At 60.9% G+C, this 23714-nt stretch carries 18 protein-coding genes and 1 pseudogene; 5 read left to right on the top strand and 14 right to left on the bottom strand.

Annotation, left to right across the window (positions count from 1 at the left end):
* Positions 1–487: 487 nt before the first annotated feature.
* The 3 genes from IHQ72_RS32850 to IHQ72_RS32840 all read right to left on the bottom strand — a co-directional run bounded on the left by IHQ72_RS32850 (position 488) and on the right by IHQ72_RS32840 (position 5109).
* A complete protein-coding gene (locus IHQ72_RS32850) occupies positions 488–1240 on the bottom strand; it encodes a carbonic anhydrase (RefSeq protein ID WP_258119916.1) in 753 nt (250 codons plus the stop codon).
* Positions 1241–1818: 578 nt separating this feature from the next.
* Positions 1819–3066, bottom strand: coding sequence for a TolC family outer membrane protein (locus IHQ72_RS32845; protein WP_502572795.1), 1248 nt, complete (start codon positions 3064–3066; stop codon positions 1819–1821).
* 882 nt (positions 3067–3948) lie between these two features.
* Positions 3949–5109 (bottom strand): porin, encoded by a 1161-nt coding sequence (locus IHQ72_RS32840; protein WP_258119915.1) that lies wholly within the window; start codon positions 5107–5109, stop codon positions 3949–3951.
* An 853-nt stretch (positions 5110–5962) separates the two neighbouring features.
* Here IHQ72_RS32840 and hemN point away from each other — a divergent pair.
* Positions 5963–7291 carry an oxygen-independent coproporphyrinogen III oxidase gene (hemN, locus tag IHQ72_RS32835; RefSeq protein WP_258119914.1) on the top strand — a complete coding sequence of 443 codons (1329 nt, stop codon included), beginning with the start codon at positions 5963–5965 and terminating at the stop codon, positions 7289–7291.
* 199 nt (positions 7292–7490) lie between these two features.
* On the opposite strand, the gene IHQ72_RS32830 is transcribed toward hemN, so the two are convergent.
* From IHQ72_RS32830 to IHQ72_RS32785, 10 genes are all read right to left on the bottom strand, one after another.
* The gene (locus tag IHQ72_RS32830) at positions 7491–9137 is read right to left on the bottom strand and encodes an MFS transporter (protein WP_258119911.1); all 1647 of its coding nucleotides are present in this window, start codon (positions 9135–9137) and stop codon (positions 7491–7493) included.
* A gap of 349 nt (positions 9138–9486) precedes the next feature.
* Positions 9487–10470, bottom strand: a complete 984-nt coding sequence (bioZ, locus tag IHQ72_RS32825) for a 3-oxopimeloyl-[acyl-carrier-protein] synthase BioZ (RefSeq protein ID WP_258119910.1) — start codon at positions 10468–10470, stop codon at positions 9487–9489.
* Entirely contained in the window at positions 10467–11732 is a 1266-nt protein-coding gene (locus IHQ72_RS32820) for an adenosylmethionine--8-amino-7-oxononanoate transaminase (protein ID WP_258124009.1), read from the bottom strand. The genes bioZ and IHQ72_RS32820 overlap by 4 nt, the downstream gene beginning before the upstream one ends.
* On the bottom strand, positions 11732–12367 hold the full coding sequence (bioD, locus tag IHQ72_RS32815; RefSeq protein ID WP_258119908.1) for a dethiobiotin synthase: 636 nt from the start codon (positions 12365–12367) through the stop codon (positions 11732–11734). Before bioD ends, IHQ72_RS32820 begins: the two co-directional genes overlap by 1 nt.
* Positions 12364–13503, bottom strand: a complete 1140-nt coding sequence (locus tag IHQ72_RS32810; RefSeq protein WP_258119906.1) for an 8-amino-7-oxononanoate synthase — start codon at positions 13501–13503, stop codon at positions 12364–12366. Before IHQ72_RS32810 ends, bioD begins: the two co-directional genes overlap by 4 nt.
* Positions 13500–14468, bottom strand: coding sequence for a biotin synthase BioB (gene bioB, locus IHQ72_RS32805; protein ID WP_258124008.1), 969 nt, complete (start codon positions 14466–14468; stop codon positions 13500–13502). The genes IHQ72_RS32810 and bioB overlap by 4 nt, the downstream gene beginning before the upstream one ends.
* Before the next feature lie 227 nt (positions 14469–14695).
* Positions 14696–15583, bottom strand: a complete 888-nt coding sequence (gene nadC, locus IHQ72_RS32800) for a carboxylating nicotinate-nucleotide diphosphorylase (RefSeq protein ID WP_258119904.1) — start codon at positions 15581–15583, stop codon at positions 14696–14698.
* A gap of 1 nt (position 15584) precedes the next feature.
* Entirely contained in the window at positions 15585–17126 is a 1542-nt protein-coding gene (locus IHQ72_RS32795) for an L-aspartate oxidase (RefSeq protein WP_258119903.1), read from the bottom strand.
* Positions 17123–18097 carry a quinolinate synthase NadA gene (nadA, locus tag IHQ72_RS32790; protein ID WP_258119902.1) on the bottom strand — a complete coding sequence of 325 codons (975 nt, stop codon included), beginning with the start codon at positions 18095–18097 and terminating at the stop codon, positions 17123–17125. Before nadA ends, IHQ72_RS32795 begins: the two co-directional genes overlap by 4 nt.
* 67 nt (positions 18098–18164) lie before the next feature.
* A complete protein-coding gene (locus IHQ72_RS32785) occupies positions 18165–19130 on the bottom strand; it encodes an NUDIX hydrolase (RefSeq protein WP_258119901.1) in 966 nt (321 codons plus the stop codon).
* 222 nt (positions 19131–19352) lie between these two features.
* Between IHQ72_RS32785 and panB the strand changes: the two genes are divergently transcribed.
* The 4 genes from panB (at position 19353) to IHQ72_RS32765 (ending at position 22601) form a co-directional block, all read left to right on the top strand.
* Positions 19353–20141, top strand: coding sequence for a 3-methyl-2-oxobutanoate hydroxymethyltransferase (panB, locus tag IHQ72_RS32780; protein WP_374120297.1), 789 nt, complete (start codon positions 19353–19355; stop codon positions 20139–20141).
* Positions 20138–21049 carry a pantoate--beta-alanine ligase gene (panC, locus tag IHQ72_RS32775; RefSeq protein WP_258119898.1) on the top strand — a complete coding sequence of 304 codons (912 nt, stop codon included), beginning with the start codon at positions 20138–20140 and terminating at the stop codon, positions 21047–21049. The genes panB and panC overlap by 4 nt, the downstream gene beginning before the upstream one ends.
* A gap of 99 nt (positions 21050–21148) precedes the next feature.
* On the top strand, positions 21149–21874 hold the full coding sequence (locus IHQ72_RS32770; protein ID WP_258119897.1) for a LuxR family transcriptional regulator: 726 nt from the start codon (positions 21149–21151) through the stop codon (positions 21872–21874).
* Between the two features lie 94 nt (positions 21875–21968).
* Entirely contained in the window at positions 21969–22601 is a 633-nt protein-coding gene (locus IHQ72_RS32765; RefSeq protein ID WP_258119896.1) for an acyl-homoserine-lactone synthase, read from the top strand.
* Between the two features lie 400 nt (positions 22602–23001).
* Here IHQ72_RS32765 and IHQ72_RS32760 read toward each other — a convergent pair.
* Positions 23002–23286: pseudogene (locus IHQ72_RS32760) on the bottom strand (glycosyltransferase family 2 protein); the annotation flags it as partial.
* Positions 23287–23714: the final 428 nt, after the last annotated feature.

Below are 23714 nucleotides of genomic sequence, written 5' to 3'. Positions count from 1 at the left end.
CAGGGGAGGGAGGTCGTCTGATGCATCACCCCCCATTTGGCACCTCAACAACTTCCATGCCTGCCAGCCGTTTTGGACTGGTGCATACGCGTTTGCCAAAAATTCCGACCGGTATCGATCCCAGGCAGGTCGCACAATGTGCTTCGGAGTCGCGTGAGAAACAGGACGCCTACATCTCGTCCTGCAGAAGAAACTCAATGGCGCGAAGCTTGCGATCGGGGTCGACCGGCTCTACTACACCAACGATATCGACGCGCCGATCAAAATCTTCGGGTTACGCGTGCAGTGCGTAGTCCCAGGCCCAGAAATTAGATCGTTTTCGGGCGTTTCCTGCCGCGCTTGCCCACACATCACAGCGCGACCGACCAACTTGGTCTTGGTCCGCACCACGGTGTGGCTGAGCTCCCAAAGGGCCTCTGTGACGCGGAGCGATAGACGTCGATATTAGCGCGTCAGCCGGGCATTGCCCCGTGACGGTGGCGGGACCTCAGCCCAGGCCTAGGATGAAGCGCCGATTGGGTGAACGGATAGGCCGCGCGTTCAATGGATAGAGTGAGGTAAATCGCTCCATGTCTGCTGGGTCGACGTCAACCGGTTCCATTGCCACCATCCACTCGACGTTTTCGGTGCATGGCGGCGTCGTCAATGATCCTTCATATGTCCAGTAGCCAAGCGAAGCCGGTAGAAGCTCGTTGGGGTCGACCTCGTCGACCGCTGTCTCCTCGCCTGAGTTTGCGGGAAATGTTGCGGCAAGGCTGGCAAAGCTGGCATTTGTCGCGCCCGGCGTCAGAAACACGCCCAGCACACCCACAGTATCGCTGTCGGCGTCTTTATGGACAAAATGCGCTTCCATCGGAAAACTCCTGCCCGCGACGTGGTGTTCGCTCGGCGCATGGAAATGGAACTGTAGCAGGTCGTAGACACGATCCCCGCGGGTGAGCGTGCTGCCTTGCGGCAGGTTGACTTGAATGGTGTGGCCGTTGTTCACCATCCTGCCGCCGCCCTTGTGCCAACCTATGGCGATGTAGGGAATATCCGCCTTGATGGCGCCCTTGATATCGATCGGCGATTGCTGCGTGCCCGCCGAGCAGACGAAATTCCTCTCATCCAGATCGCCCCAGTGTTCGGGTCCTGCCGGGCCGGCATATCCCCAATGGTTACTGGCCGCCCGCGCGGCTTCAGCGCAAATGGCACACCCGCCGAGTGCAATGAACCCTTTGATCAGATTACGACGATGCATATTGCTTCGCTCCTGGATTTGAACCGAGCTTTTAATTGAGGTTGTTATGGCGGGAGCTGCAGTCGCAACTATCATGTGGCAACATCGTCGCAATTGCGCCGAACAGCTCGGTATACGACCAGCGCGTCGCGCAGGGCTTCACGTCACCGCATACAGGACATCGTCGCCGGGACCGCCATCCTCACCGAAATATGCGGTTTGTCGCGGCCATTGTCGCCCGCTAGATGGTCCCAGCTATCTGTGCCGAATACGTGGTCGTTGCCTCCACGACCACCGTTTGCCCTGGCAATCCAAATCATACGACCTCTCTTCCGAAGATGGTCTCGGCACCCGGGCCTCCAACTACTCCGATGTTGCCCACCACGCCAAGTTACGCCTTCATATTCATCATCGGACAACTAGAGAAATCGATTGCTACATCGACGATATGGATGCATTCACGACCATCCGCGGCGCTGCTGACGACGCCCCTGTGCTCGGATCGGTGGAGGGACCCTAAGTGCATGTGGGTACATCCCCTCGGCAGTTTATCGCACACCCGGCGTGCGTAGGCCGATCCACTTGTCTTTGACATTGTTTTAGTGTTCTTCCGGCCTGTATTTTATCACCTGCAGGTTGAGACACTCGGCCGACAGGTGACCGATTGCCTGTAGGATGCCATAACTCGCCACCACCACGTCATGTTTGGCTTTGGCTTGATTGATCTTCCCGGTGATGACTGCGGCCTGGGCGTTGAGAACGTCGAGCGTGGTGCGCTGGCCGACATCGCGTTCCTCGACGACGCCATTCAAGGCAAGCTGCGCAGCGGCAATCACCTGCCTGTTGGCCGCTAGAGTTTGCCGGGCTGCGGTATACGTGGTCCACGCTGCAGTCACTTGCTGACGCACCAGATCTCGGCCGACCTCGATATCGATCCGGGCCTGACTGAGCGATTCCTTATTCTGTCGTACAAGCGCCGAAGTGCGGCCACCCGAATAGATCGGTATGGTCAATTTCGCGCCGATAGTAGCTGAATTGGTCGTACCGTCCTGCTGGCTGGCAATAGGCGAGGTGTTGCTATAGGCGCTCGAGACGCCGGCGGAAGCGGATAGCTGCGGCAGCAGCACACCTTCGGCCGATTTCACCGAAAACGCTGCCGCGTCGACCAGATGTTCCGAGGCGAGGATGGTGGGGTGCTCGCGTGATGCAGTCACGAGTGCCGCATCGAGGCTCGCCGGCAACAGCTTCGACAGCGGCGAAGCGGCCCTGAGTCTCCCCGGCTCGTGGCCGACTAACTGACGATAAGTCGCCGCGCTTACCAGGACCTGCTCGCGGGCGGCGGCCAATTGCTCCACGGCAGAGGCGCGCGAAGCGTCGGCCTGAGCGACGTCAGTTCGCGTGACTTCGCCGACCTTGAAGCGTGAACGCGCAGCTCGCGCCTGCTCGGTCAGGAACCGCACGTTTTGATGCGTTAGCACCGCTACCTGCCGGTCGCGAACGACGTCCATATAGGCCTGGGCTGCTTTGAACAGGATGTTCTCTTCGGTGTCGCGCAGGCTTTCTACCGAAGCTCTTACCTGCGATTCGGCGGCCGCTACATTGTTCCTAGTCTGAAAACCGTCGAACAGCGTCTGCTTGACCTGCCCGCCATATTCGCCGGTCGTCGTGCGCTTGTTTTTATTCTTCCCGTTAACATGGCTGCTGGACTGATCGATGGTCGCGAAACCCTCGATCGTCGGGCGCCACCCTGACTTTGCGATTGCCACGCTCTCGTCGGTGACGCGAACATTGGCGCGGGCCGAATTCAGAGAAGAATTGTTCTCGTATGCCTTCGATAGGGCTCCCAAAATGCTCTCGGCCGAAGCGTTCGAGGAGAGCGGTACAGTCGCTATAATCAAGAATGCCAGTCCGGCCAGTGTCGTACTTGGTCGCAAATTCTTTCTCCAATTATGAACGCTGGACAATCGCGGGCGCAGAGGTGCACGGCCCCCAGCGTTGAACGCACCCAGAATGCCCGGGCCGCAACTAAGACGCTCTCGAGTGGCTGAGGCGCCACCTGCGTGCGTATCTGCGCCTGCAACGCTGTGGTACCGCGGTCAGCTTTTCGCGAAGGCTGATAAATTGAACAAATAGATTGTTTGGAACTGGATCATCCAAATCATGGATACATTCAGCACATTCCCTGAGCTGCCGTTGGACGAGACATTCGCACCAAAGGGCGGCTCGATCGCGACACCTGCGACTGTTGTCCAAGATCGTCTCCGACCTCCTGCCAGACTGACACACTGGAGCGGAGATCGATTCATCAATAAGGGAGGACCCTGCGCCGACTGCGCGGGTAGGTGAGTAGCCGCGCGATGGCCGCACTCACAACCACCTCACCCAGGTTTGCTTCGTGCCGCGGCCGTGTGCGCGCGTTCACTTTCAGAGCGTCGAACGCAACGAGGAGATTGAGGCCCCAAATTCGGCTTAGTCGATAGAGTGGACGGGCAACAGCCAATGTCGGACAGTGGTTTTTGAAGTGTTCTGATATCCCGGCTTTGCGACGATCGCCCAGGTCGGCATGCAACGCCGGCGCATGAAGGCAGACTTGTCAATCTCGAACGAGATCGGCAGCGCTCGACGGAACGTGATCACTCACACGCTGCTTTGTCGTTGGATTGCTGCCGTGGTGCTTGCACTAGGACTTGCAGCTTTCCGTCAACCACCAAGACGCAGATTCCGTTCGGTTAAAATGAGCTTTGGAAACGCAGTATGCCAGCCAGGCTGTTCTTTTTGCCGGCGCCAGTCCAATTCACTCCGGAACGGTCGGCCGTGCCGAGGCCGAAGTTGCCGTAATGGTAATAGTCGACTTCGGCTGTGACTGTGAAACCTGGAACGACCATATAGGCGATGTTTGCAGCCACACCAGCGTTCCTGAGCTGATCACCCGATACCTGAAGGTTGAACGAGGTTTTCTCGTCGAACTCGTAAGTGGCGCCGGCCCAGAAAGCCCAGTTGCCGCCCCAAGTTTTGTAGAAGCCGCGACCATGAGCGGCGACTGCGTTGGTTGGGTCATCGTTGAGATTGCCAATGGAGCCATAGCCAAACATTCCGAATAGCGACAGGTCATCTGTGACTTGGACGTCAACGCGGACCTTGCCGGCCAACGCTTCGTAGTTGCTATCACGAGCGATCACGCCGGTGATCGCGCCCCACCCCTGCGTCTGTTTCACGCCGACCACGACGTGCGGAACATGACTGTCGATAGTACCGACTACACCCGATCCTTGTTCGAGTGAAACCACAGCCGAAAAGCCGTTACCGGCATCGAAGTAGTACTGAGCCACGTTGGCATCGAAGTCGCCGTACGGAACGAGTATGTTATCGAGGACGTTACCAGCGTAGCCTGTAAACGTGTCGAAGGCCGACCCGTCCTTACCAATTCGGAGGCCACCAAGCTGCATCCAGGCGGACGCCAACGTGAGGCCGCTGTTGAAGGCATGGTTCTGAGGACTCTCCGGACCCGAATAAGCGTTGCGGTTGCCGAAGTTGATGCCGGTTTCGGTATAGGTCTTCAACGCGCCGAGCTCGGTCTCTTGGTCGGTCCAAGTTTTGAACGTGAAACGAGCGTTCTTTCGCCAAGTCCCCTGAGCCTCGCCAGTTCTCAGATCGGAGGTTCTTGCCCCGTCATACGATCGGACATCGCCGAGGCCGATGTCGTAACGGATGTAGCCGCCGATGCGCAGGCAGGTCTCGGTGCCGGGGATATAAAAGTATCCCGAACCGTAGACGTCGCAGATCTTGACGTATTCGGTCGGGTCCGGCGCGGAGACTTCGTCAGCTGCGCAAGCGACCGAAACGGAGATCAGGGCCGCAGCTGAGCCGAGAAAAAGGCTCCTTACATTCATTCTGGATCTCCAATCAAAGATTAAATGCGGAGAGCGTCAAAGGGCGAGCCGTTGGCCATCTCGCGAGCAAAAAAAGATGTGCATCCGTCGGTCTTCAATGCAGAGCAGCAAGCGACGTGCCATCCTGAAGACGTAACTCCGTGCTGACACTTGGATGGCCGGCGCAACTTCGTCGCGCTCCCTTCTTTTGATTGGGGGGCAGGCTGCGCGCGAAAGCAGACGTAGGGGCACGGTTCGTCTGTTCGATCTGTGACACTTTGTTGGATTCCGACAGCATTTGTTCGCCGTGAAGCCTCTGGGTCGAAACATCATCCCCCCGCCGGTTGGTAGGTCAGGCGGGAGCCCCGTTGCGCGGTGCCGAGCATGGCGCGTTCCGTTTGCAGCGGCACATGCGAATTCTCGCCTTGTGCGACTCACCTGGCGCTTTGCGCCGAGCGCGATCTGGCGTCGATCATGCGCCTAGGGGCTCAGCTCAGCGACCGGTCAGCAGGCCCTTAGGATCGCGGCGGACCTGCTGATTACGTCGACCACATCCCCTGATAGACAGCGCGCGAGAGCCAAATGGTCTTGGCGGGCAATCGAAAAAAGAGCTCGCCAGATACGGGTAATCGCCACCCGAGGGCGCGCTACCAGTCGGAGAGCAAGGCAAAGTGGTCCCGGTCATCTCCCAGCATATGGCGATTCCGCGCTACGGCGTCTTGTCGAGAAAGGGGCAGCCTGAAGGGGAAGCGGTGGTAAATCGCCGTGTTCAGGACTCATTAACCGGCGAAAAGCCGGACGGACTGACATAGCTCAAAGACAGAAGGAGAGTGCAGCGACAAGGATGTTGGTCCGCGGCATGGGGCGATAGCTATTGCAGACCTCGATCCTGACAAAATATCGCGAGGCCCGACTGCCTTGGTACACCATCTATCCGACTGTGCCGGACTTCTCCACGACGGTCGGTGCGGAGGATTATGAGAAATGGCTGAGGGGCCTGCCTGTCGGCGATTCGGTGTCGCTCTATGTCCACATTCCGTTCTGCCGATCGATGTGCTGGTATTGCGGCTTCCCTACCACAATCACCCGCCGGGATGGGCCGGTTCTTAACTATCTGACGGTGCTGCGTGAGGAGATTCGTTTGGTCTCTGAGCAAGCGCCGCAGGCGCTGCCCGTGAGCGACGTCCATTTCGGCGGCGGAACACCGACCCTCATCGGGCCAGCGGAGTTCTTGGACTTGATGGTACTCCTGCGCCGCCGCTTCGCGTTCAGGGAAGCGACCGCCGTCGCAGTCGAGATCGACCCACGCGCGTTCACGGCCGAGATGGCCGAAACCTTAGGAGTAGCCGGCGTGAACCGGGCAAGCCTTGGCGTGCAGAGCTTTGACCCCAAAGTTCAAAAAGCGATCAACCGGGTCCAGAGTGAGGCGCAGACCGCGGCCGCCGTCGAAAATCTCCGCGGGCATGGAATCAGCCGTATCAATTTCGACCTCATCTTCGGTCTCCCTAAACAGACTGTGCAGTCCTGTGTCCAGACCGCGACGGCGGCGGTCGCCATGCGCCCCAACCGGGTCGCGGTGTTCGGCTATGCGCACATTCCGTCCGTGATAAAGAATCAGTGCCTGATCGAGGAGGCAGCTCTACCGGATAGCGATGCCCGTGCCGAACAGGCTGGAGCCGTGGCCGAGACGCTGATTGCCGCCGGTTACCGAGAGATCGGGCTCGACCATTTCGCCTTGCCGGACGACGAACTTGCCCTGGCGCAGAAAGCCGGTCGCCTACGCCGCAACTCGCTGGGTTATTCGGCCGATACGTGCAAAACTCTGATCGGTTTCGGCGCGTCCGCTATCGGCCGAATCGGCGGGGGTTACGTCCAGAACGAGGTCACACGGGATCGTTATACCCGGCACATCGCGGCGGGCCGTCCGGGGACGTCAAAGGGCTATCGTCTTACCGACGAAGATCGCGTGCGAGCCGCAATCATCGAGCGGCTGATGTGCGATTTGGAGGCCGACGTGCCGGCCATCTGTGCCGCCCACCAATTTGATCCGCTCCGTTTTGTCGATTCCGCTGAACGCTTGGCGATGCTGGCCAACGATGGGATTGTGGACATCGAAGATGGTTTCATCCGCGTGCGGCAGGAACATCGCTTTGTGGTTCGTGCTGTTGCTGCCGCATTCGATTCTTTTCTCGCGAATCGCTGAGCAAAGGCCAAGGGGAACCCGATGGAATTATCAGCCAGGGCGGAAAGCTGGCCGGCCCTCAGAACAACGGCAGCGGGGCCGCCCCTGGCCGTCTACGGCGTTATGGTTCTTAGTCTAGTGGGTTAAGGCCTGGTTCTGGCACGACCTTTTCGTCGCCGCTTGGGCACATTGTGAACCATTTGCTCTCTTCGTCGTGACCTCACCTCGGAGGACGAGAAAAAATTGTTGAGGGACGGGTACGAGCTGCCTCAGTCGTTCGTTCAATCGAAAGCACTGTCTGCGGAGGAAGCTCTCCATCATGCAGTGCCAGGAGACGCTGTGCGACTTCCTGATCAGCTGCCGTGAGCCGATGATTCAGCCGAAGAAAATCCATCCAGGTTGGCGTGCGAAATGTCTCCGTCCAAATGGAAGGCGTTTGAATGTTTCGCTGGAGTGTCCAGTTTCGTGCACCGGCACGGCTCTGAACGTGGCGCCTTGCGCGCATGTAGCCCAGAAAGGTCTCGATATTCTGTTCGGATATAAAATATTCGACCTTGACGACGATGGGGCCACTCCTGGGCTTCAACTCGAGTGCCACCTCCGGCGGGTGAAAATCCGAACTTTCCTGATCCGTTTCTTCCCACGGACGGACCGGCAACAGTATCCCAGCAGCTGCAACCAGCAACAGAGCGCCTGCGGCGCCCTCCAAAGCCCAGGTTAAGGAGTAGTTCTGTGCTACAGTACCCCAGATCCAGCTGCCGGCCGCCATACCGCCTGCGCTCAAGGCATAATATATCGAGAGTGTGCGGCCGACGACCCACCTTGGGCTTGCCAGCTGCACCGACACGTCAATGCCCGTCCAGGTGATAAGCCAACCCGCCCCACCGAGTGCCAGCGAAATGGCCGCCACAGCGACCGACGATGTCAGTGCAAGGCAAAGGCAACATGCCCCACAGGCGACAGAGGCGAATGCGATCAGCCTGTTTTGAGACGTGATCCGCCTTAGAAAGCTATTGCTCATCCCCGCGATGAAAGCCCCTATTCCGAAACCGGCCAATAAAATGCCGTAGACAATCGGCCCGCTCTTCAACTGATCCCGGACGACGAGCGGGAGCAGCGCAAGGATGGAGATGCTTGCCAACCCGAAAAGCGTTGCACGGACAATCGCGGCCCTGATCTCCAAGGACATCGCCGTGAAGCGCACTCCGTCATGAATTGCCATCGTCATTCGCTCACGAGGGAGAGGCGAAGAGCGAACTTTCCATTTAGTGCGCCATATTGCGCTTAGAGGCGCCAGATCGCTCAGCGCAGCCAGGGCGAAAGCGGCCAGGGGTCCAAAAAATGCCAAGACCACGCCCCCCAAAGCCGGACCAACGCTGCGCACAATGTTGTATCCGACAGACATAAGCGTCACCGCAGCCGGGATGTCGCGCTTGGGAAGGATATCGCCAACAGAAGCGTGCCAGGCTGGATCATTCACGGCAAAGCCGCAGCCGGCCAGGAAACTTAATCCGAGAATTAGCCAGGGACCGGCAAATCCCAGTCCAACAGAAATCATCAGCGTCGTTGATGCCAACGCTATCAGGCAGTGCCCCGCAAACATCACCCGTCGGCGGCTGAAGTTGTCGGCGATGGCTCCGGCAAGGATTGAGAGGAAGAATACCGGCAATGTGGATGCGGCCTGCACGAGTGCAACCATCAGATCGGACGCTGAAATGGTGGCCATCAGCCAGCTGATGGCAACCGTTTGCACGAGCCACCCGAGGCTGGATATTTGGGTGGCCGTCCAGATCGAGCGAAACGCTTGGTTTCGAAATGGAGCGAGCGTCGCTGAGATGGGCATATGAGTATTTGTTTCGGACTGCATGACGATCGATTGCCTTCGAGGGACCTGTTACTCAATTCACGGCTGCCACTACTGCCGTTACGATGTTGATCAATGGATGGGTAGGGGCAGCCTATCGATTTAGGATGACTTCATGGCAATGAAGAAGCCGCGCATGAGCTCGGTCACCTCCGCTCCCCTAGACTGGCCAACCAGTCCTCGCGCCCAACAAGGTAGCCTTGCCGATCGTCCTGCTCGAAAATAATCGCCGGCAAAATCATCGCTCTCGCGTCACCGAACCAGCACCCATGGGCTTGCCGGCGGTTACTTTTTCGCATTGGGCCCGTTTTGCTAATGTCATTCGTGACCAATCCTGTTCATGGCCGTACGGCTAAATTCCAACGACGAGGGCGCCTCCGCTGAGACCGGCACCCGCCGCCGCAAGGAGAATTTTTTCGCCGGGCCGAAATGGCTGCGCCCGATGCGATAGCGAGAGCGAGAGCGGGATCGTCGCGGCGGAAGAGTTGCCGTATTCGGCGATTGTCTTGACGACAGCACCGTCGGCGATCCCAATGTAGCGCCCGACGGCATCGAAAATGCGGATATTGGCCTGGTGTGGCACGAACCGATCGATGTCTTGCGACTGCATTCGGGCAGCACAGAGCGCGTCCTGCGAGCAGCGAGACATCATCTCCACGGCCTTGGCGAACACTTCGCGGCCGTCGGCAATCGTCATGCGGGTCTGCTCGAGGTCCAGGCCGCCGTGGAACGGTGTGTTGCTTCCTCCGGCGGGAATCTGGATCAGCCCGTAACGCGAGCCGTCCGAAGCCACCGCGGCGCCGAGAATGCCCCGATCCGACTCCTCGCACGGACTAATCACCACGGCGCCAGCGGCATCGGCAAACAACACGGCGCTTGCGCGCTCGGCAGGATTTATGCGGCGACTGAGGATGTTGGCAGCGATGACAAGGGCCGCTTTGCCATGCAGGCGGGTGAACCCGTCCGCGAACATCAGCGCATAGATGAAGCCGGCGCAGGCGCCTGTCAGGTCGACCGCACCGGCGCGGCCTAGTCCCAACTGATGTGCGACCAGTGGCGCGCTCGGCGGCAGGAGATGGTCGGGCGTCGACGTCGCAAGCAACAGCAGGCCGATGTCGCCACGGTTGATGCCGGCGTTAGCCAGCGCCATGTCGCCGGCATGCGCCGCAAGGCCCGACAGCGTATCTTCATCCGTTGCCCAGAAGCGCGACCGGATCCCGGTGCGCTGTTCGATCCAGCCGGGTTCGAGTCCGAGACGGGTCTCGATTTCCGGGTTCTCCACCTTTCGGGCCGGCGCATGATGGCCGAACCCGAGAAAACGCGACGATCTGCTCATGCCCTCGGACCGAAGCGTTCGCCGGCCTCTTCGAACGCGTCATACAATTCATCGAGCTCCTCTCCGGTGATGCAATAGGGCGGCAGAACATAGAGCACATTGCCCAGCGGGCGCACGAGCAGGCCGCGCTCCAGGAAGAAAGCGCGCAGCTTTGGTCCGATCTCGGCCAGATAGCCGGCCGAGGCGGCGCAGAGATCGAGAGCTGCGATCGTGCCGGTCGCCCGACAATCTGTGAAGTTGGTGTTGTTGCGAAAGCGTCGAAGCCCGGCGGCCTGCCCGGCGCTTAAGGCCGTAATCCGCTCGGTCACCGGCTCGTCCTGCCAAATCTCGACATTGGCGAGTGCGGCCGCGCAAGCGATCGGATTGGCGGTGTAGGAGCTCGAGTGGAAAAAGGTCTTCTGCCGGTCTTCGGAGTAATGGGCCTGGAAAATGGCATCGGTGGCGAGCGTGGCCGCCAGCGGGATGGCGCCACCGGTCAGGCCTTTCGAGGTGCACAGGATGTCCGGAGAGATGGACGCCTGCTCGCAGGCGAACATGGTCCCAGTGCGCCCCCAGCCGGTCATCACCTCGTCGGCAATCAGCAGCGTGCCGGAGGCTTCGGCGATCTTTTTCAATTCGGTCAGAACCCAGGCCGGATACATCAGCATGCCGCCGGCGCCGAGCACGAGCGGTTCGACGATCAGCGCGGCTGCCCGCCGGTCGCGGGAGACTGCCTCGAACCGATCTAACGTGTCCTGCTCGCGCCCTGCGGCCGGAAAGGGAATGGTAACGACCTCGAACATCAGCGGTTCGTAGGCGGCGTTGAACACGCCGCGGGCTCCGACGCTCATCGTGCCAATTGTGTCGCCATGATAGCTGTGTTCCATGACGACGATGCGCGAACGCGGCGCGCTGATGTTGCGGTAATAGCCGAGCGCCATCTTCAGCGCGACTTCGACGGAGGTCGATCCACTGTCGGAATAGAAGACCCAGTTGAGGCCTTCGGGCGCTATTTCGATCAGCGCCAAGGCCAATTGCTCTGCCGGCTGATGGGTGAGACCCGCGAAGATCACCTGGTCGAGCATCTCGGTCGCATTCCGGATTGCTTCCATGATGCGGGGATGGCGATGGCCGTGAGTGACCACCCACCAGGAGGAGATTGCATCGAGGATTCGCTTTCCGTCATTCGTCTGTAGCCAAGCCCCCTCAGTGCGGACAACGGACGGCATGGCCGGCTCGATCGCGTGCTGGGTGAATGGGTGCCAGACCGGCGACCGCGACATCATTCGCCTCCGCCAATCTGGGCGAGGTCGAAGCCGGCAACCATCGCCTTCCGCAACGTTTCGCTCGTCAGCGGAGCTAGGTGTGGCAGCCTGCCGAGTTGACGGACCGCGCCGAATTCGCTGATTGTCCTTTGCGTATCGGCTACCTCTTCGCCGATGAAGGCGATGCCGATCAGCGGGATGGAGCGAGCCCGCAGGGCTTCGATCGACAGCAGAGTGTGGTTGATCGTGCCGAGCCCGGTGCGGGCGCACAAAATGACCGGCAGCCGCCATTCAGCGAAGATGTCGATGAAACTTGTCTGTCGGTTGATCGGCACCATTAGTCCGCCAGCGCCTTCAATGACGAGCGGTGTCGGCAGGACAGGAAATGAAAGATCGGCTGCCTCGATCGAGACGCCGTCGATTTCGGCTGAACGATGAGGCGACAGAGGGTTGTTCAAGCGGTGGGCTTCCGGCAGCACGCGCCCCGACGGCAGGCCGGCGAGCCGTTCAACCACCTCACTGTCGGTCTCCTCATACAGACCCGATTGCACCGGCTTCCAGTAAAAGCCGTCGAGCAGGCCCGCGAGCCCCGCCGAAAACACCGTTTTGCCAATTCCGGTATCTGTTCCGGTGACGACGATACGCTTGCTCATGCCGTGGCCAACACCTCGACGAGTGTCTCGACCATGGCCGAAATGTCAGCCTTGCTGACATTCAGCGTCAGCGAAATTCGCAGCCGCGACGTGCCCTCCGGGACGGTGGGCGGACGAATGCCGCGTATGTCGAAGCCGCGGGCCTGCAGGTCCGCCGCTATCGCCATGGTGCGCGTCACCTCGCCGATCACAATTGGCTGGATCTGCGAGCCGTTGGGCTTTGCTCCGCAACGCTCGGCCAGTTGCCGGCTTGCGAAGGCAACGTGCTCATGCAGCTGAACGCGGCGCATCGGCTCGTCGACCAGTATTGCGAGCGCTTCGCGCGCCGCAACGGCCATCAGCGGCGATGGCGCGGTGGCGTAGATAAAGGGCCGGCAGCGGTTGACAATATAGTCGCACAGCACACCCGGCCCGGTAACGAGCGCGCCGGATGCACCGAGCGCCTTGCCGCATGTATGGAGAGCCATGATGTTGTCGCGGCCCTCGAAAGCAGAGGCGAGGCCGCGGCCGTCCGATCCCCAGACGCCGGTGGCATGTGCCTCGTCGACCACTATGAATGCGTCGTGCCGATCGGCAAGGGCGACCAGGCTCTCCATCGGCGCGCAGTCGCCATCCATCCCATACAGGCTTTCGACTGCGATCCAGATACGCCCCATGCCACCTTCGGCGCGCCAGCGCCTGATCGCATCCTCAAAAACATCAATGTCGTTGTGCGTGGCCAGCCTGAACTCGGCGCGGCCGGCCCGCGCCCCTTCATGCATGCTGGCATGGGCGAGTTCGTCGAGGATCAGCAGGTCGCCCCTGTGCGGCAGGGCGGTCAGCAGGGCGAAGTTGGCGATATAGCCGCTGCCGAAGAACAGCGCCCGTTCGGCCCCGAAGAACGCCGCCGCATCCGACTCCAACGCCTCATGCTCCGGCGCGTTGCCTCGCAGAAGCCGCGATCCGGTGGCGCCGACCGGGGTCCCACGCGCGATTGCCGCCGCGACTGCATCGCCAATTCTCTTCGAGGCGGCAAGCCCGAGATAGTCGTTGGACGAGAAGTCGAACCCGATGCGCGGCGCCAGTGTCCGCAGCCGGCCCTTTCGTGCCAGTCCCTGCAAGGTTGCTTCATAGCGGGCAAGCGGTGGCTCGTTCATTGTGCCTCGCATTGCATCGGCTCGATGCCGAGACGTCTAAATAGACGAGTATCCTTGTCCTCGCCGGGATTGTCCGCGGTCAGCAGCGTGTCGCCGACAAAAATGGAATTGGCGCCGGCAAAGAAGCACAGCGCCTGGGTTTCGTCGCTCATCGCCGTCCGTCCAGCGGAGAGCCTTACATAGGACTTCGGCATCATGATGCGGGCGAGCGCAATTGTGCGGACGAAATCGATGGGATCGATGGGGTCGGCCTCGGCAAGTGGCGTGCCTTCGATAGGGATCAGCATGTTGATCGGCACGCTTTCCGGCGGCTCGGGCAGGTTCGCGAGCGTGACCAGCATGTCGATGCGATCGGCCTTTTCCTCTCCCATCCCGACGATGCCGCCGCAGCAGACCTTCATCCCAACTTCGCGCACGTGCCCAAGTGTTTCCAGCCGGTCGGCAAAGGTCCTGGTTGAAACAACCTGGCCGTAGTAGCGCTCGGACGTGTCGATGTTATGGTTGTAGTAGTCGAGACCGGCCGCCTTCAGCCGCTGCGCCTGACTGAGGTCCAGCATTCCGAGCGTCATGCAGGTCTCCATGCCGAGCGCCTTCACTCCCTCGATCATGGCGACCACGGAGTCCATGTCGCGTCCCTTCGGGCTGCGCCATGCGGCGCCCATGCAATAGCGAGTGGCGCCGGCGTCCCTCGCCTTGATCGCTTCGGCAATGACACGCTCCACCTCCATCAGCTTGGACGCCTTCAGGCCGGTTTTGTAATGTGTAGACTGGCTGCAATAGCCGCAATCCTCGGGGCATCCCCCGGTCTTGATGCTGAGCAGCCGCGATAGCTGCACCCGGTTGCGATCGAAGTTCTGGCGGTGGATTGTCTGAGCCAGGAAGAGCAGGTCATTGAACGGCATGCCGTGGATAGCCTCGGCCTCTTTGCGGTTCCATCGGGATAGTGTCCCCTCGATCGGTTTCATCTCCTGGTTCACATCTGATCCCCTTCATTCCAATCGTCATCGTCAAAAGCTTTTTGTCGCTGGTCCGACAGCGTGTGCAGGCGTCTGTCAAACCTCCTCGGGTTCGCTGATGATCCGTCGATCAGACCGATGAGCCTGAACTAGTTGGAGGGTGCGCCGCACAACGATGCAGGCTCGCATTGAGCAGCTCCTGCGTCGGCGCGCACCAGCGGAGGTGGGAATGCTTTTCATTCCATCTCCATCAGTTCAAGCGCGCGCCGATGCGCCGGCATATCCAAGCCGATGTCGAGAATAGGCGCGCTGTGTGTCAGCCACCCGACTGAGATGAGGTCGACCCCCGTTGCAGCAATCGACGGAGCCGTTTTCGGTGTAACGCGACCGGAAGCCTCGGTGATGGCGCGGCCACCGACCAGTGCCACGGCGCGGGCAAGATCGTTAACCGACATATTGTCGAGCAGCACTGCGTCGACCCCCAGCTCGAGTGCTGCATCGAGCTGCTCCAGCGTGTCAATCTCGACCTCGATCTTCACCACGTGGCCTGCGGCGGCCCGTGCCCGCTTTATTGCCGTGCGAATGTCGCCGGCGATTGCGATGTGGTTGTCCTTGATCAGCACGGCGTCGTCGAGCCCAAAGCGGTGATTGGCGCCGCCGCCGACGCGCACAGCGTATTTCTCCAACGCGCGCAGGCCGGGCGTGGTCTTTCGCGTGCACACGATCCTCGCCTTATGGCCACGCACGGCCTCGACCATCGTCGCTGTGGCAGTGGCAATGCCGCTCAGGCGGCACAGAAAATTGAGTGCCGTGCGCTCGGCCGTGAGCAGGCCTCGCGCCGGTCCGCACAGTTTGGCGATGGTCTCGCCCGCCGCGACATCGCTGCCGTCAGCTCGCCAGATGTGCATGTCGATCGCAGGCTCGACGAGCATGAAGGCGAAGGCCGCCATATCGAGCCCGGCAACGATTCCTGACTGTCGCGATTTGAGCACCAACGTGGCCGTGCAATCATGCGGGATCACCGCATCGCTGGTCAGGTCGCCGCATCTGCCCAGATCTTCCAGAAGGGCACTGCGCACGATCGGCTCGATTAGGGCCGAGGGAAGGGGTGAGAATGAATTCATGTCAGGTGCTCCGAACCGGTGCCCGGCAACTCAGTGCGGCGGCGGCCTGTAATGCGCTGCTCAGTGTCAGCCGCGAACTGCGCGCGTCTGCATCGCGCGAGGGGAAATCCGACCGACAGTGCGCACCGCGGCTCTCTTCGCGCCGCAGGGCCGCTATGGCGATCATCAGCGCGACCAAGGCCGGCCCGGAGCCAGCGCTGTCGTGAGCTGCGCTCGGCAGCAGGGTCGTTACCGCCTCGTGCATCGTCTCGCCGTGGCGGATTATGCCGAGCGCGGCGGAGACGACGGCCCGGATGGCAGAAGGATCTGGCCTTGGAGGGACGAACGTGGAGCAAATGTGCCGCCGCCGGGTCAACGATGCGCCGGCGACGCTCTCAGCAACCCAACTCGCTGTTACTACCAACTCTGTGAGCGAATTGCTGGCGAGGCGGTTGGCGCCGTGCAGCCCGGTACGTGCGACCTCGCCGCAGGCCCACAATCCCTCGACGGAGCTGCGGCCGGTCGCGTCTACAGCAACGCCGCCCATGTGGTAGTGTGCGGCCGGGCGCACGGGGATCGGGTCAGTCGCGGGATCGACGCCTGCCTTGCGGCACAAATCGGCTATGGCCGGGAAGCGTTCGCCAAATCTCGGGCCGAGGCATTGCCGCGCGTCCAGGAACACGCGGCGTCCGGCAGCAAGCTGGCGCCAAACCGCACGCGCAACCACGTCGCGAGGTGCAAGCTCGCCGCCAGGCGTTTCAGCGAGGAAACGCTCTCCTCGCTCGTCGATGAGCACCGCGCCTTCGCCGCGCACCGCTTCGCTCACCAGCGGCATCGGCCGGCGCGGACCGTCGAGGGCAGTCGGGTGGAACTGCACGAATTCCAAGTCGGCGAGCTCCGCCCCGGCCCAGGCGGCGAGCGCCAGCCCGTGTCCCCATGATCCAGGCGGATTTGTCGAATAGCAAAACAGGCCGCCGATGCCCCCCGTCGCCAGCACCGCGCGGCGCGTGGGCAAAGCAACCGCGCCCGTGTGCCCGGCCGCGACGACGGCGACAATCGACCCGCCTTCCACGATCAGCCGCCGGGCCTCCACATTTTCGAGGATAGTGATCGAGGGTGTGCGCCGCACCGCGGCGATGAGCGCGCTGACCAGCTCGCGCCCCGTGGCGTCGCCCGCCGCATGCACGATCCGCCGTTGCGAGTGCGCCGCCTCAAGCCCGAGCCGCAACGCGCCGTCAGCGCGGCGGTCGAATGCGACACCGAAGCGCTCAAGAGTCTTGATCGCTTCCGGTGCAGCTCGGACCGTTCGCCGCACAGTCGTCTCCTCGCAGAGCCCGTCACCGGCCGCGAGTGTGTCGCCGACATGAAGTTCTGGGCCGTCGTCGCGGCCGAGACTCGCCGCAAGACCGCCCTGAGCGAGCTCGCTGCAGGACCCGGTTCCGAGCTGCGCATTGGACAGAAGCACAACCGGTTCGGGCGCCAGACGAAGCGCCGTCATCATACCGGCGATACCGGAGCCGATGATGACTGGCGCCCCGGCGATGTCGTGAACGTCGAGACTCATATTGAAAGCATACGCTCGACCGCGCGGCGGGCGGGGCCGGCTATCCCTGGATCGATCCGGATCTCGTGCCGGTTCTCCTCGAGCGCGGCGCGAATATTGGCAAGCGTAATGCGCTTCATGTGCGGGCAAAGATTGCAGGGGCGGACGAACTCGACGTCCGGATGTGCGACCGCGACATTGTCGCTCATCGAACATTCCGTCATCAACACTATGCGGGGTGGTTTCTCCCGCTCGACATAATCCGACATGGCGGCGGTGGAACCCGAAAAATCCGCCTCTGTGACAACTTCCGGGTGGCATTCGGGATGGGCCAGCACGATGACGCCTGGATGTGCAGCGCGCAGTTCGCGAATGTCGGCCGGGGTGAAGCGCTCATGCACCTCGCAACGACCCTTCCAGGCGATGATCCCGACCTTCGTTTCGGCGGCGACGTTCTTAGCGAGATATTCATCGGGCAGCATGATCACACGCGGCGCGCCGAGCGATTCCACCACCGCCTTTGCATTGCCCGAGGTGCAGCAGATGTCAGACTCGGCCTTCACGGCGGCGGAGGTGTTGACATAGGTGACGATGGGCACGCCGGGATAACTCTCTCGCATCAACCGCACGTCTTGTGCCGTGATCGAGTCGGCAAGCGAGCAGCCGGCGCCCATGTCCGGGATGAGCACGGTCTTGTTCGGATTAAGCAGCTTGGCGGTCTCGGCCATGAAATGTACGCCGGCAAGGACGATGACTTGCGCCTCGACTGTCACTGCCTTGCGGGCCAGCGCCAAGCTGTCGCCGACAATGTCTGCGACGCAATGGTAGATCTCGGGCGTCTGATAGTTGTGCGCCAGGATGATGGCGTTGCGCTCGCGCTTGAGCGCGAGGATGGCTTCGATATCCTCTACGAAAGCCGGCCATTCAATCGGCGGGATCACGCGCCGGACGCGCTCGTAAAGGAACGCGGCCGTTGGCAGCACGGCGCTCATTAATGCCCCCCCACTTATACTCAAGCTGAAAATAACCGGCATATACTTGCCGTGAGTATAAGGGATGTCAACCCCGCGCCAGCGGCAATTTTGTGCCGGCGATAGCCCTTTCGTCGAGAACGGCGTGGCGGAAGCGGTAGAGCTTCGCCGGCCGACCGCCGGTCTCCGCAGTGGTCTCGCCGGTCTCCTCGACCAGTTCCTGTTGCTCGATCAGGCGGCGAAAGTTCGGCTTGTGGATGAGCCTGCCGGCGAGCGCCTCCACGGTTCGCTGCAGCTGGAGTAGCGTGAAAGTCGGGCGCATAAGCTCGAAAACGACGGGCCGGTATTTGATCTTTGAGCGCAGCCGCGCAATGCCGGTTGCCACGATACGGCGATGATCGGCGACCATGGATTTGCTAGGCACCAGGGGAGGCGAAGTCGCCTCCCGTCCGCTTCCGGCCTCTTGGACCAGGCCTGCTTCATAAAGTAACTCATAGCGTTGAAGCACGAGCTCCTCGTTCCAATAGCGGTCGTCGAAGCCAAACGCGATCGCCGCCCGCTGCCGGCGTTCGCGTCGCGTGGCCGCATCGCTGGCTCCGTCTGCCCAAACGATCAGGCGCGGTCGCACAACATCCAGCACCACCGGCGGGGGGCCGGAGCGGTGGTCCTCCCATGGAAAATAGTCGTACCAGCTTCGCCAGCCGCACTTGGATGAGCCCGTTGCCTTTTCTTTGCTGGTCAATGCGAGATAGCTGATGGAGATGACGCGCTGCTGGCGTTCGGCGCCGATTCGGTCCCGATCGGCGAAAGTGTAGAGCTGCTCGATGTACCCCAGGGGCTGGCCGGTCTGCTGCTCGACCCACCCCCTCAAACCGGATTGCGGCGATCGGTACTCAAGCGCAAATGGTCCGGAGGGCAGGGTGTCAGCCTGGCCGATGGTGAGGAGACAGGGTTCACTTTCGTCCACTGCCACGACAACGGCGATCAGGTCCAGTTTGACTTCGTCTGCCCTGCCGGCTCTGTCTTTCCTGGTTCCTGTTCCCTGATCGTCCATGTTCGTTGAAAGTGGTTGACCTGAGCTCGGACGCTTAATCGATTTAGTGTAAGGGTAGCTGCCCGCACGTCAACACCGCACAGCTGCATCCCCATTTTTTAGCTCTTCGCACTTGCACAAAAATGTGCCAAACGCGACACCTGCGGCGAGTAACGCTAGGGAAGGAGGGGTCGATTGAGCGCAGCTGGTCACCCAAAGGGAATTGCACCACCCGATATTCAGATGCGGAAAGGCCAGACGCCACTCGTCTGCCTGACGGCATATACCACGCCGATCGCCAGTTTGGCCGATCGACACTGCGACATCGTTCTCGTCGGCGACAGCGTCGGCATGGTGCTGCACGGCCTCTCGTCGACGCTGGGCGCCAGCCTCGACATGATGATCATGCACGGCCAGGCGGTGCGCCGCGGTCTGGTGCGAGCGTTGATGGTCGTAGACATGCCATTCGGTTCCTATGAAGAAAGCCCCGAGCAGGCCTTCCGCAACGCTGCGCGCCTGATGGCGGAGACCGGTTGTGCAGCGGTGAAGCTCGAGGGCGGCCAGACCATGGCCGAGACGATCCGCTTCCTCGCGGCGCGCGGCGTACCTGTCATGGCCCATGTCGGCTTGACGCCGCAGGCGGTCAATACTTTCGGCGGCTACCGGGTCCAGGGGCGGGGAGACGATGCCGAGCGCATCAGGCGCGACGCCGGTGCCGTCACGGAAGCTGGCGCTTTCTCGGTGGTGCTGGAGAAAGTGCCCGAGCCGCTCGCACGGCGCATCACTGCGGAGATCGCCGTCCCCACAATCGGCATCGGCGCCTCGCCCGCCTGCGACGGCCAGATTTTGGTCAGCGACGATATGCTCGGGCTTTTCGGCTCTTTCCGGCCGAAATTTGTCAAACGCTACGCCGAACTAGGCAACCAGGCCGATGCGGCGATTGCCGCTTACGCCGCCGATGTGAGGGAACGGCGCTTTCCGGCGGCCGAGCATTTCTACGCCAACGAGACGAAGGCCGGAAACGTCACATGAGCTTGCCGATCGTTCGAACCGTTGCCGAGCTCCGCGGCGTTGCCACGGGATGGCGTCGCTTAGGCGCCAGTATTGCCGTTGTGCCGACGATGGGGGCACTGCATGAAGGTCATCTGAGCCTCGTGCGTGCCGCGCTTCAGAAGGCCGAGCGCGTAATCGTGACGCTGTTCGTCAACCCCAAGCAGTTCAACAGTGCCGCCGACCTTGCCGCGTATCCCCGGACGGAAAACGAAGATGCTGCCAAGCTCGTGCGGACAGGCGCGCATCTGCTCTATGTGCCGGATGCAGAGGAGATGTATCCAGCGGGCTTTGCCAGCGCTGTTTCGGTGTCCACTCTCAGCGAGGGCCTCTGCGGCGCCTTCCGGCCCGGCCATTTCAATGGCGTGGCGACGGTCGTGGCCAAGCTCTTCCTGCAGACCGGCGCTGACTTCGCCTTTTTTGGTGAAAAGGATTTCCAGCAGCTTCAGCTTGTCAGGCGCATGGTCCTGGACCTGGATATTTCGATCACCGTGGTCGCATGTCCGACAGTCCGCGAAACCGATGGTCTTGCGCTGTCGTCGCGCAATATCCGGCTTTCTCCAGCAGAACGCGCCATTGCCCCAAAGCTCGCTTCGGTCTTGCTCGACACGGCTGAGCAGCTTGCACGGGGCTCTCCTGTCCTGCCCATGCTTGATGAAGCGCGTGCAACAATTCTGGCGGCAGGCTATCGCGAGGTCGAGTACCTGGAACTTCGCGGGGAAACAGACCTGCAGCCTTTAGCAAGGCTCGATCGACCGGCACGCTTGCTTGTCGCGGCTTGGCTCGGCGACACTCGGCTCATCGACAACGTCGCAACATCCCCAGTTGGTAAGTGGCCAGATTCGCGGCGTTCCCTTCAACCGGAAGCAGCAAAGCAAAAGCGGCGATGATGGCGACCAAGTCGTACGCGTCGTATCGATGCGCGATCGTTTGACCCAGGTCTCCGCCTGGCATCGAGCAACATTGGGGGAGGTTGCGCAAAAGGGCAGATGTATCGCGTATTTGAAAACTTCATCGAGCAACTCTCTGCAAGCGTCGATGCTGTCGATCTCCATCAGGCAATGGCGTCCGCCGCAGCCGGCTTCGACTTCCCGCTCTTCGCCTATTTCAGTTACCCGTCGGTCTCCCGCCAGACGCCGCGATTGATTTCAAATTATCCTTCATCCTGGACATCGCACTATCTGCAATTGCGCTACCACAGCCATGACCCGGTGATCCTGCGCGGGCTGCAAGGCTGGGATACTTTTGATTGGGGCGTGGATCGACCTCGGCAGTATCTGCCGGCCTCGCAGCAACAAATTCTGGAGAAAGCAGCTCAGTTTGGCATTCGCGCCGGATTGACCATGTCCATGCATGACCGTCGCGGCCGGTTTGCGGCGCTGACCTTCGCTTCCGGCCAGTCCCATCCGCCTCTTTTGCGGTCACTGACACGTTACGAAAAAGCTTTGCAGCTGGTCGCGATCAACTTTCATATACATGCCCGGCGCAGGCTCGCCGAAGATTGCGTGGTGGATGGCATAGCGGTGACCCCGCGGGAGTTCGAATGCCTGAAGTGGGCGGCCGGCGGTAAGTCGGCCTGGGATATCAGCCAAATTCTCGGCATCTCGAAACGCACCGTGACCTTCCATCTTGAAAACGCCAAGGCAAAGCTTGGCGTGCGAACCATCAGCCAAGCCGTAGCACGACTGGCTGCTTCCCGTCAGTCGAGATCCTGACTCCTTTCGTCGGATAGCTGTAAAGGTCTACAGGCTGCATCAATGTCGGCTTTGCTCTTCCATGGCGGGAACACGTCCTGAACGGAGGCGACAAATGATGCAGCTGGTAACACCTGAACTCTACGGCGAGTTTCCAGGCGAACTCAAAGAAATGCACGCGCTCAGGCATCGGGTCTTCAAGGAAAGGCTGAATTGGGAAGTTCAGACCGAAGGCGAAATGGAAACAGACGCATTTGACAGACTGAACCCCGTTTATCTGCTTCTGAAGGGATCCGATTGGCGAATTTGCGGCTGCGTCCGTCTTTTGCCGAGTACCGGACCGACAATGTTGCGCGATACCTTTCCGATGCTGCTGGATGACACTGTGGCTCCCGCGAGTGCCGGCATCTGGGAGAGCAGTCGTTTCGCACTCGATCTCCCTCCATCAGCGCCGAAGGCGGCGGGCGGGCTGGCCCAAGCAACCTACGAGCTCTTCGCCGGCATGATCGAGTTCGGCTTGGCCAACAATCTTACTGAGATCGTGACGGTGACTGATACGCGCATGGAACGGATCCTGCGCCTCGCAACATGGCCATTGTCGCGCATCGGACAGCCAAGACCCGTCGGGAAAACGGAGGCGGTGGCCGGCTTTCTCGAGATTTCTCACCCGAGCCTCTTGCGTGTCCGCTGGAGGGGACGTCTGAACGGGCCGGTATTGTGGCGACCGGTTCTCGGCCTGTCAGCATAGCGCCATACGAAGCTCAGCCGTGACCAATGCTCGCGTTCCAATGGGCGCCACAGACGGTCGCACAGGCTGGCCGGACTGGCTCCGTCACGAAGCTTACGGTCGTTGCGATCGATTGCCCCGCCGTGCTTGCGCTGGGACGTGGTGGAGCCTGCTTTTTCGGGGACGCGCCGCACGAGCTGTTGGCGGACCGTTCGTCAAGCCATCTGAGCGACCAGCTGTCGCGCGAGTCAGCGCCCGGCCGAGAACGATCTCAAGCCGTGGCGGACGGACATGTTGGTGCATTCCGAAGGTCGAGACCGAGTATGTCGCGCGAATGGAGGATGTGCTCGACCTCAGGAGATTTGCTGGAGCGCTGTTCGGGCGACGGCGTGTCGAAACTGTTCCTATCCAGGCGGCCAGCGTCTGAATCGAGAAAAGCGACAAAACGCGTCGAAGAAGAAACGTTCTCAAGTCCAGTGTTGCGAGCGCCACCCGGTCCGGCGTTAGGCTGCCTTATGACGGTGATCCGCGATCTCTGATCGCTATCGAGCGCTTACAGCTCGACATCAGCCCAAAGAGGGGACCCATCGTCAATGACCAGGACGTCGAAATCCTTGTAAGTCTGGCCGAAAACGCTCTGTAACGCCCGACGCAGAATTCCCGCTTCTTTCTGGTAAAATGGGATGATTACTGTGAACGTGGCCAATTTTCATCCTCGCCTTCGGGAAGTCTGTGCAACTCATGCACCTGCCCGTTAGCGCATTCGGTAGCGGCTGGCCTAAGTGATTTTTTGAATGATGCCATCCACGGTATGGATGTGTCGTCAACGTTAAGCTTCGCGTCGCCGTGCTCTCCGGGCGGTGATTTGCGATTAACAAGCATGGTTCGCTCGATCATCCATCGCCACACATCGGAGAACCATGCCGCCTGATCGCCTCGTCACACCAACCTCCGCAAAGCTTGACTTGGCGATGCTCGCCTTCGCAATGCCGGCGCAATACGACATCACACTGATCCGCCACCTCCCAAAGCAGAAAACGGCGCTCGACGGCAAAAATCCGTTGGTCGATCAGGAAATCCCCGCATTTCAGACTTGTTCGAAAGCGGACTCGCCCCCGTCATTGCATCGTCTTC

This window comes from Mesorhizobium onobrychidis, from assembly GCF_024707545.1.
GTDB lineage: Bacteria > Pseudomonadota > Alphaproteobacteria > Rhizobiales > Rhizobiaceae > Mesorhizobium > Mesorhizobium onobrychidis.
This window is presented reverse-complemented; position numbering and strand designations above follow the sequence as displayed.

Coding starts and splice junctions, on each gene's coding strand:
- IHQ72_RS32830 (WP_258119911.1), bottom strand. CDS start 9,137: ATGCAGTCCGAAACAAATACTCATATGCCCATCTCAGCGACGCTCGCT.
- panB (WP_374120297.1), top strand. CDS start 19,353: ATGCGGAAAGGCCAGACGCCACTCGTCTGCCTGACGGCATATACCACG.
- IHQ72_RS32765 (WP_258119896.1), top strand. CDS start 21,969: ATGATGCAGCTGGTAACACCTGAACTCTACGGCGAGTTTCCAGGCGAA.
- IHQ72_RS32840 (WP_258119915.1), bottom strand. CDS start 5,109: ATGAATGTAAGGAGCCTTTTTCTCGGCTCAGCTGCGGCCCTGATCTCC.
- IHQ72_RS32810 (WP_258119906.1), bottom strand. CDS start 13,503: ATGAACGAGCCACCGCTTGCCCGCTATGAAGCAACCTTGCAGGGACTG.
- IHQ72_RS32795 (WP_258119903.1), bottom strand. CDS start 17,126: ATGAGTCTCGACGTTCACGACATCGCCGGGGCGCCAGTCATCATCGGC.
- IHQ72_RS32785 (WP_258119901.1), bottom strand. CDS start 19,130: ATGGACGATCAGGGAACAGGAACCAGGAAAGACAGAGCCGGCAGGGCA.
- IHQ72_RS32850 (WP_258119916.1), bottom strand. CDS start 1,240: ATGCATCGTCGTAATCTGATCAAAGGGTTCATTGCACTCGGCGGGTGT.
- panC (WP_258119898.1), top strand. CDS start 20,138: ATGAGCTTGCCGATCGTTCGAACCGTTGCCGAGCTCCGCGGCGTTGCC.
- IHQ72_RS32770 (WP_258119897.1), top strand. CDS start 21,149: ATGTATCGCGTATTTGAAAACTTCATCGAGCAACTCTCTGCAAGCGTC.
- bioD (WP_258119908.1), bottom strand. CDS start 12,367: ATGAGCAAGCGTATCGTCGTCACCGGAACAGATACCGGAATTGGCAAA.
- bioZ (WP_258119910.1), bottom strand. CDS start 10,470: ATGAGCAGATCGTCGCGTTTTCTCGGGTTCGGCCATCATGCGCCGGCC.
- bioB (WP_258124008.1), bottom strand. CDS start 14,468: ATGAAACCGATCGAGGGGACACTATCCCGATGGAACCGCAAAGAGGCC.
- IHQ72_RS32820 (WP_258124009.1), bottom strand. CDS start 11,732: ATGTCGCGGTCGCCGGTCTGGCACCCATTCACCCAGCACGCGATCGAG.
- nadA (WP_258119902.1), bottom strand. CDS start 18,097: ATGAGCGCCGTGCTGCCAACGGCCGCGTTCCTTTACGAGCGCGTCCGG.
- nadC (WP_258119904.1), bottom strand. CDS start 15,583: ATGAATTCATTCTCACCCCTTCCCTCGGCCCTAATCGAGCCGATCGTG.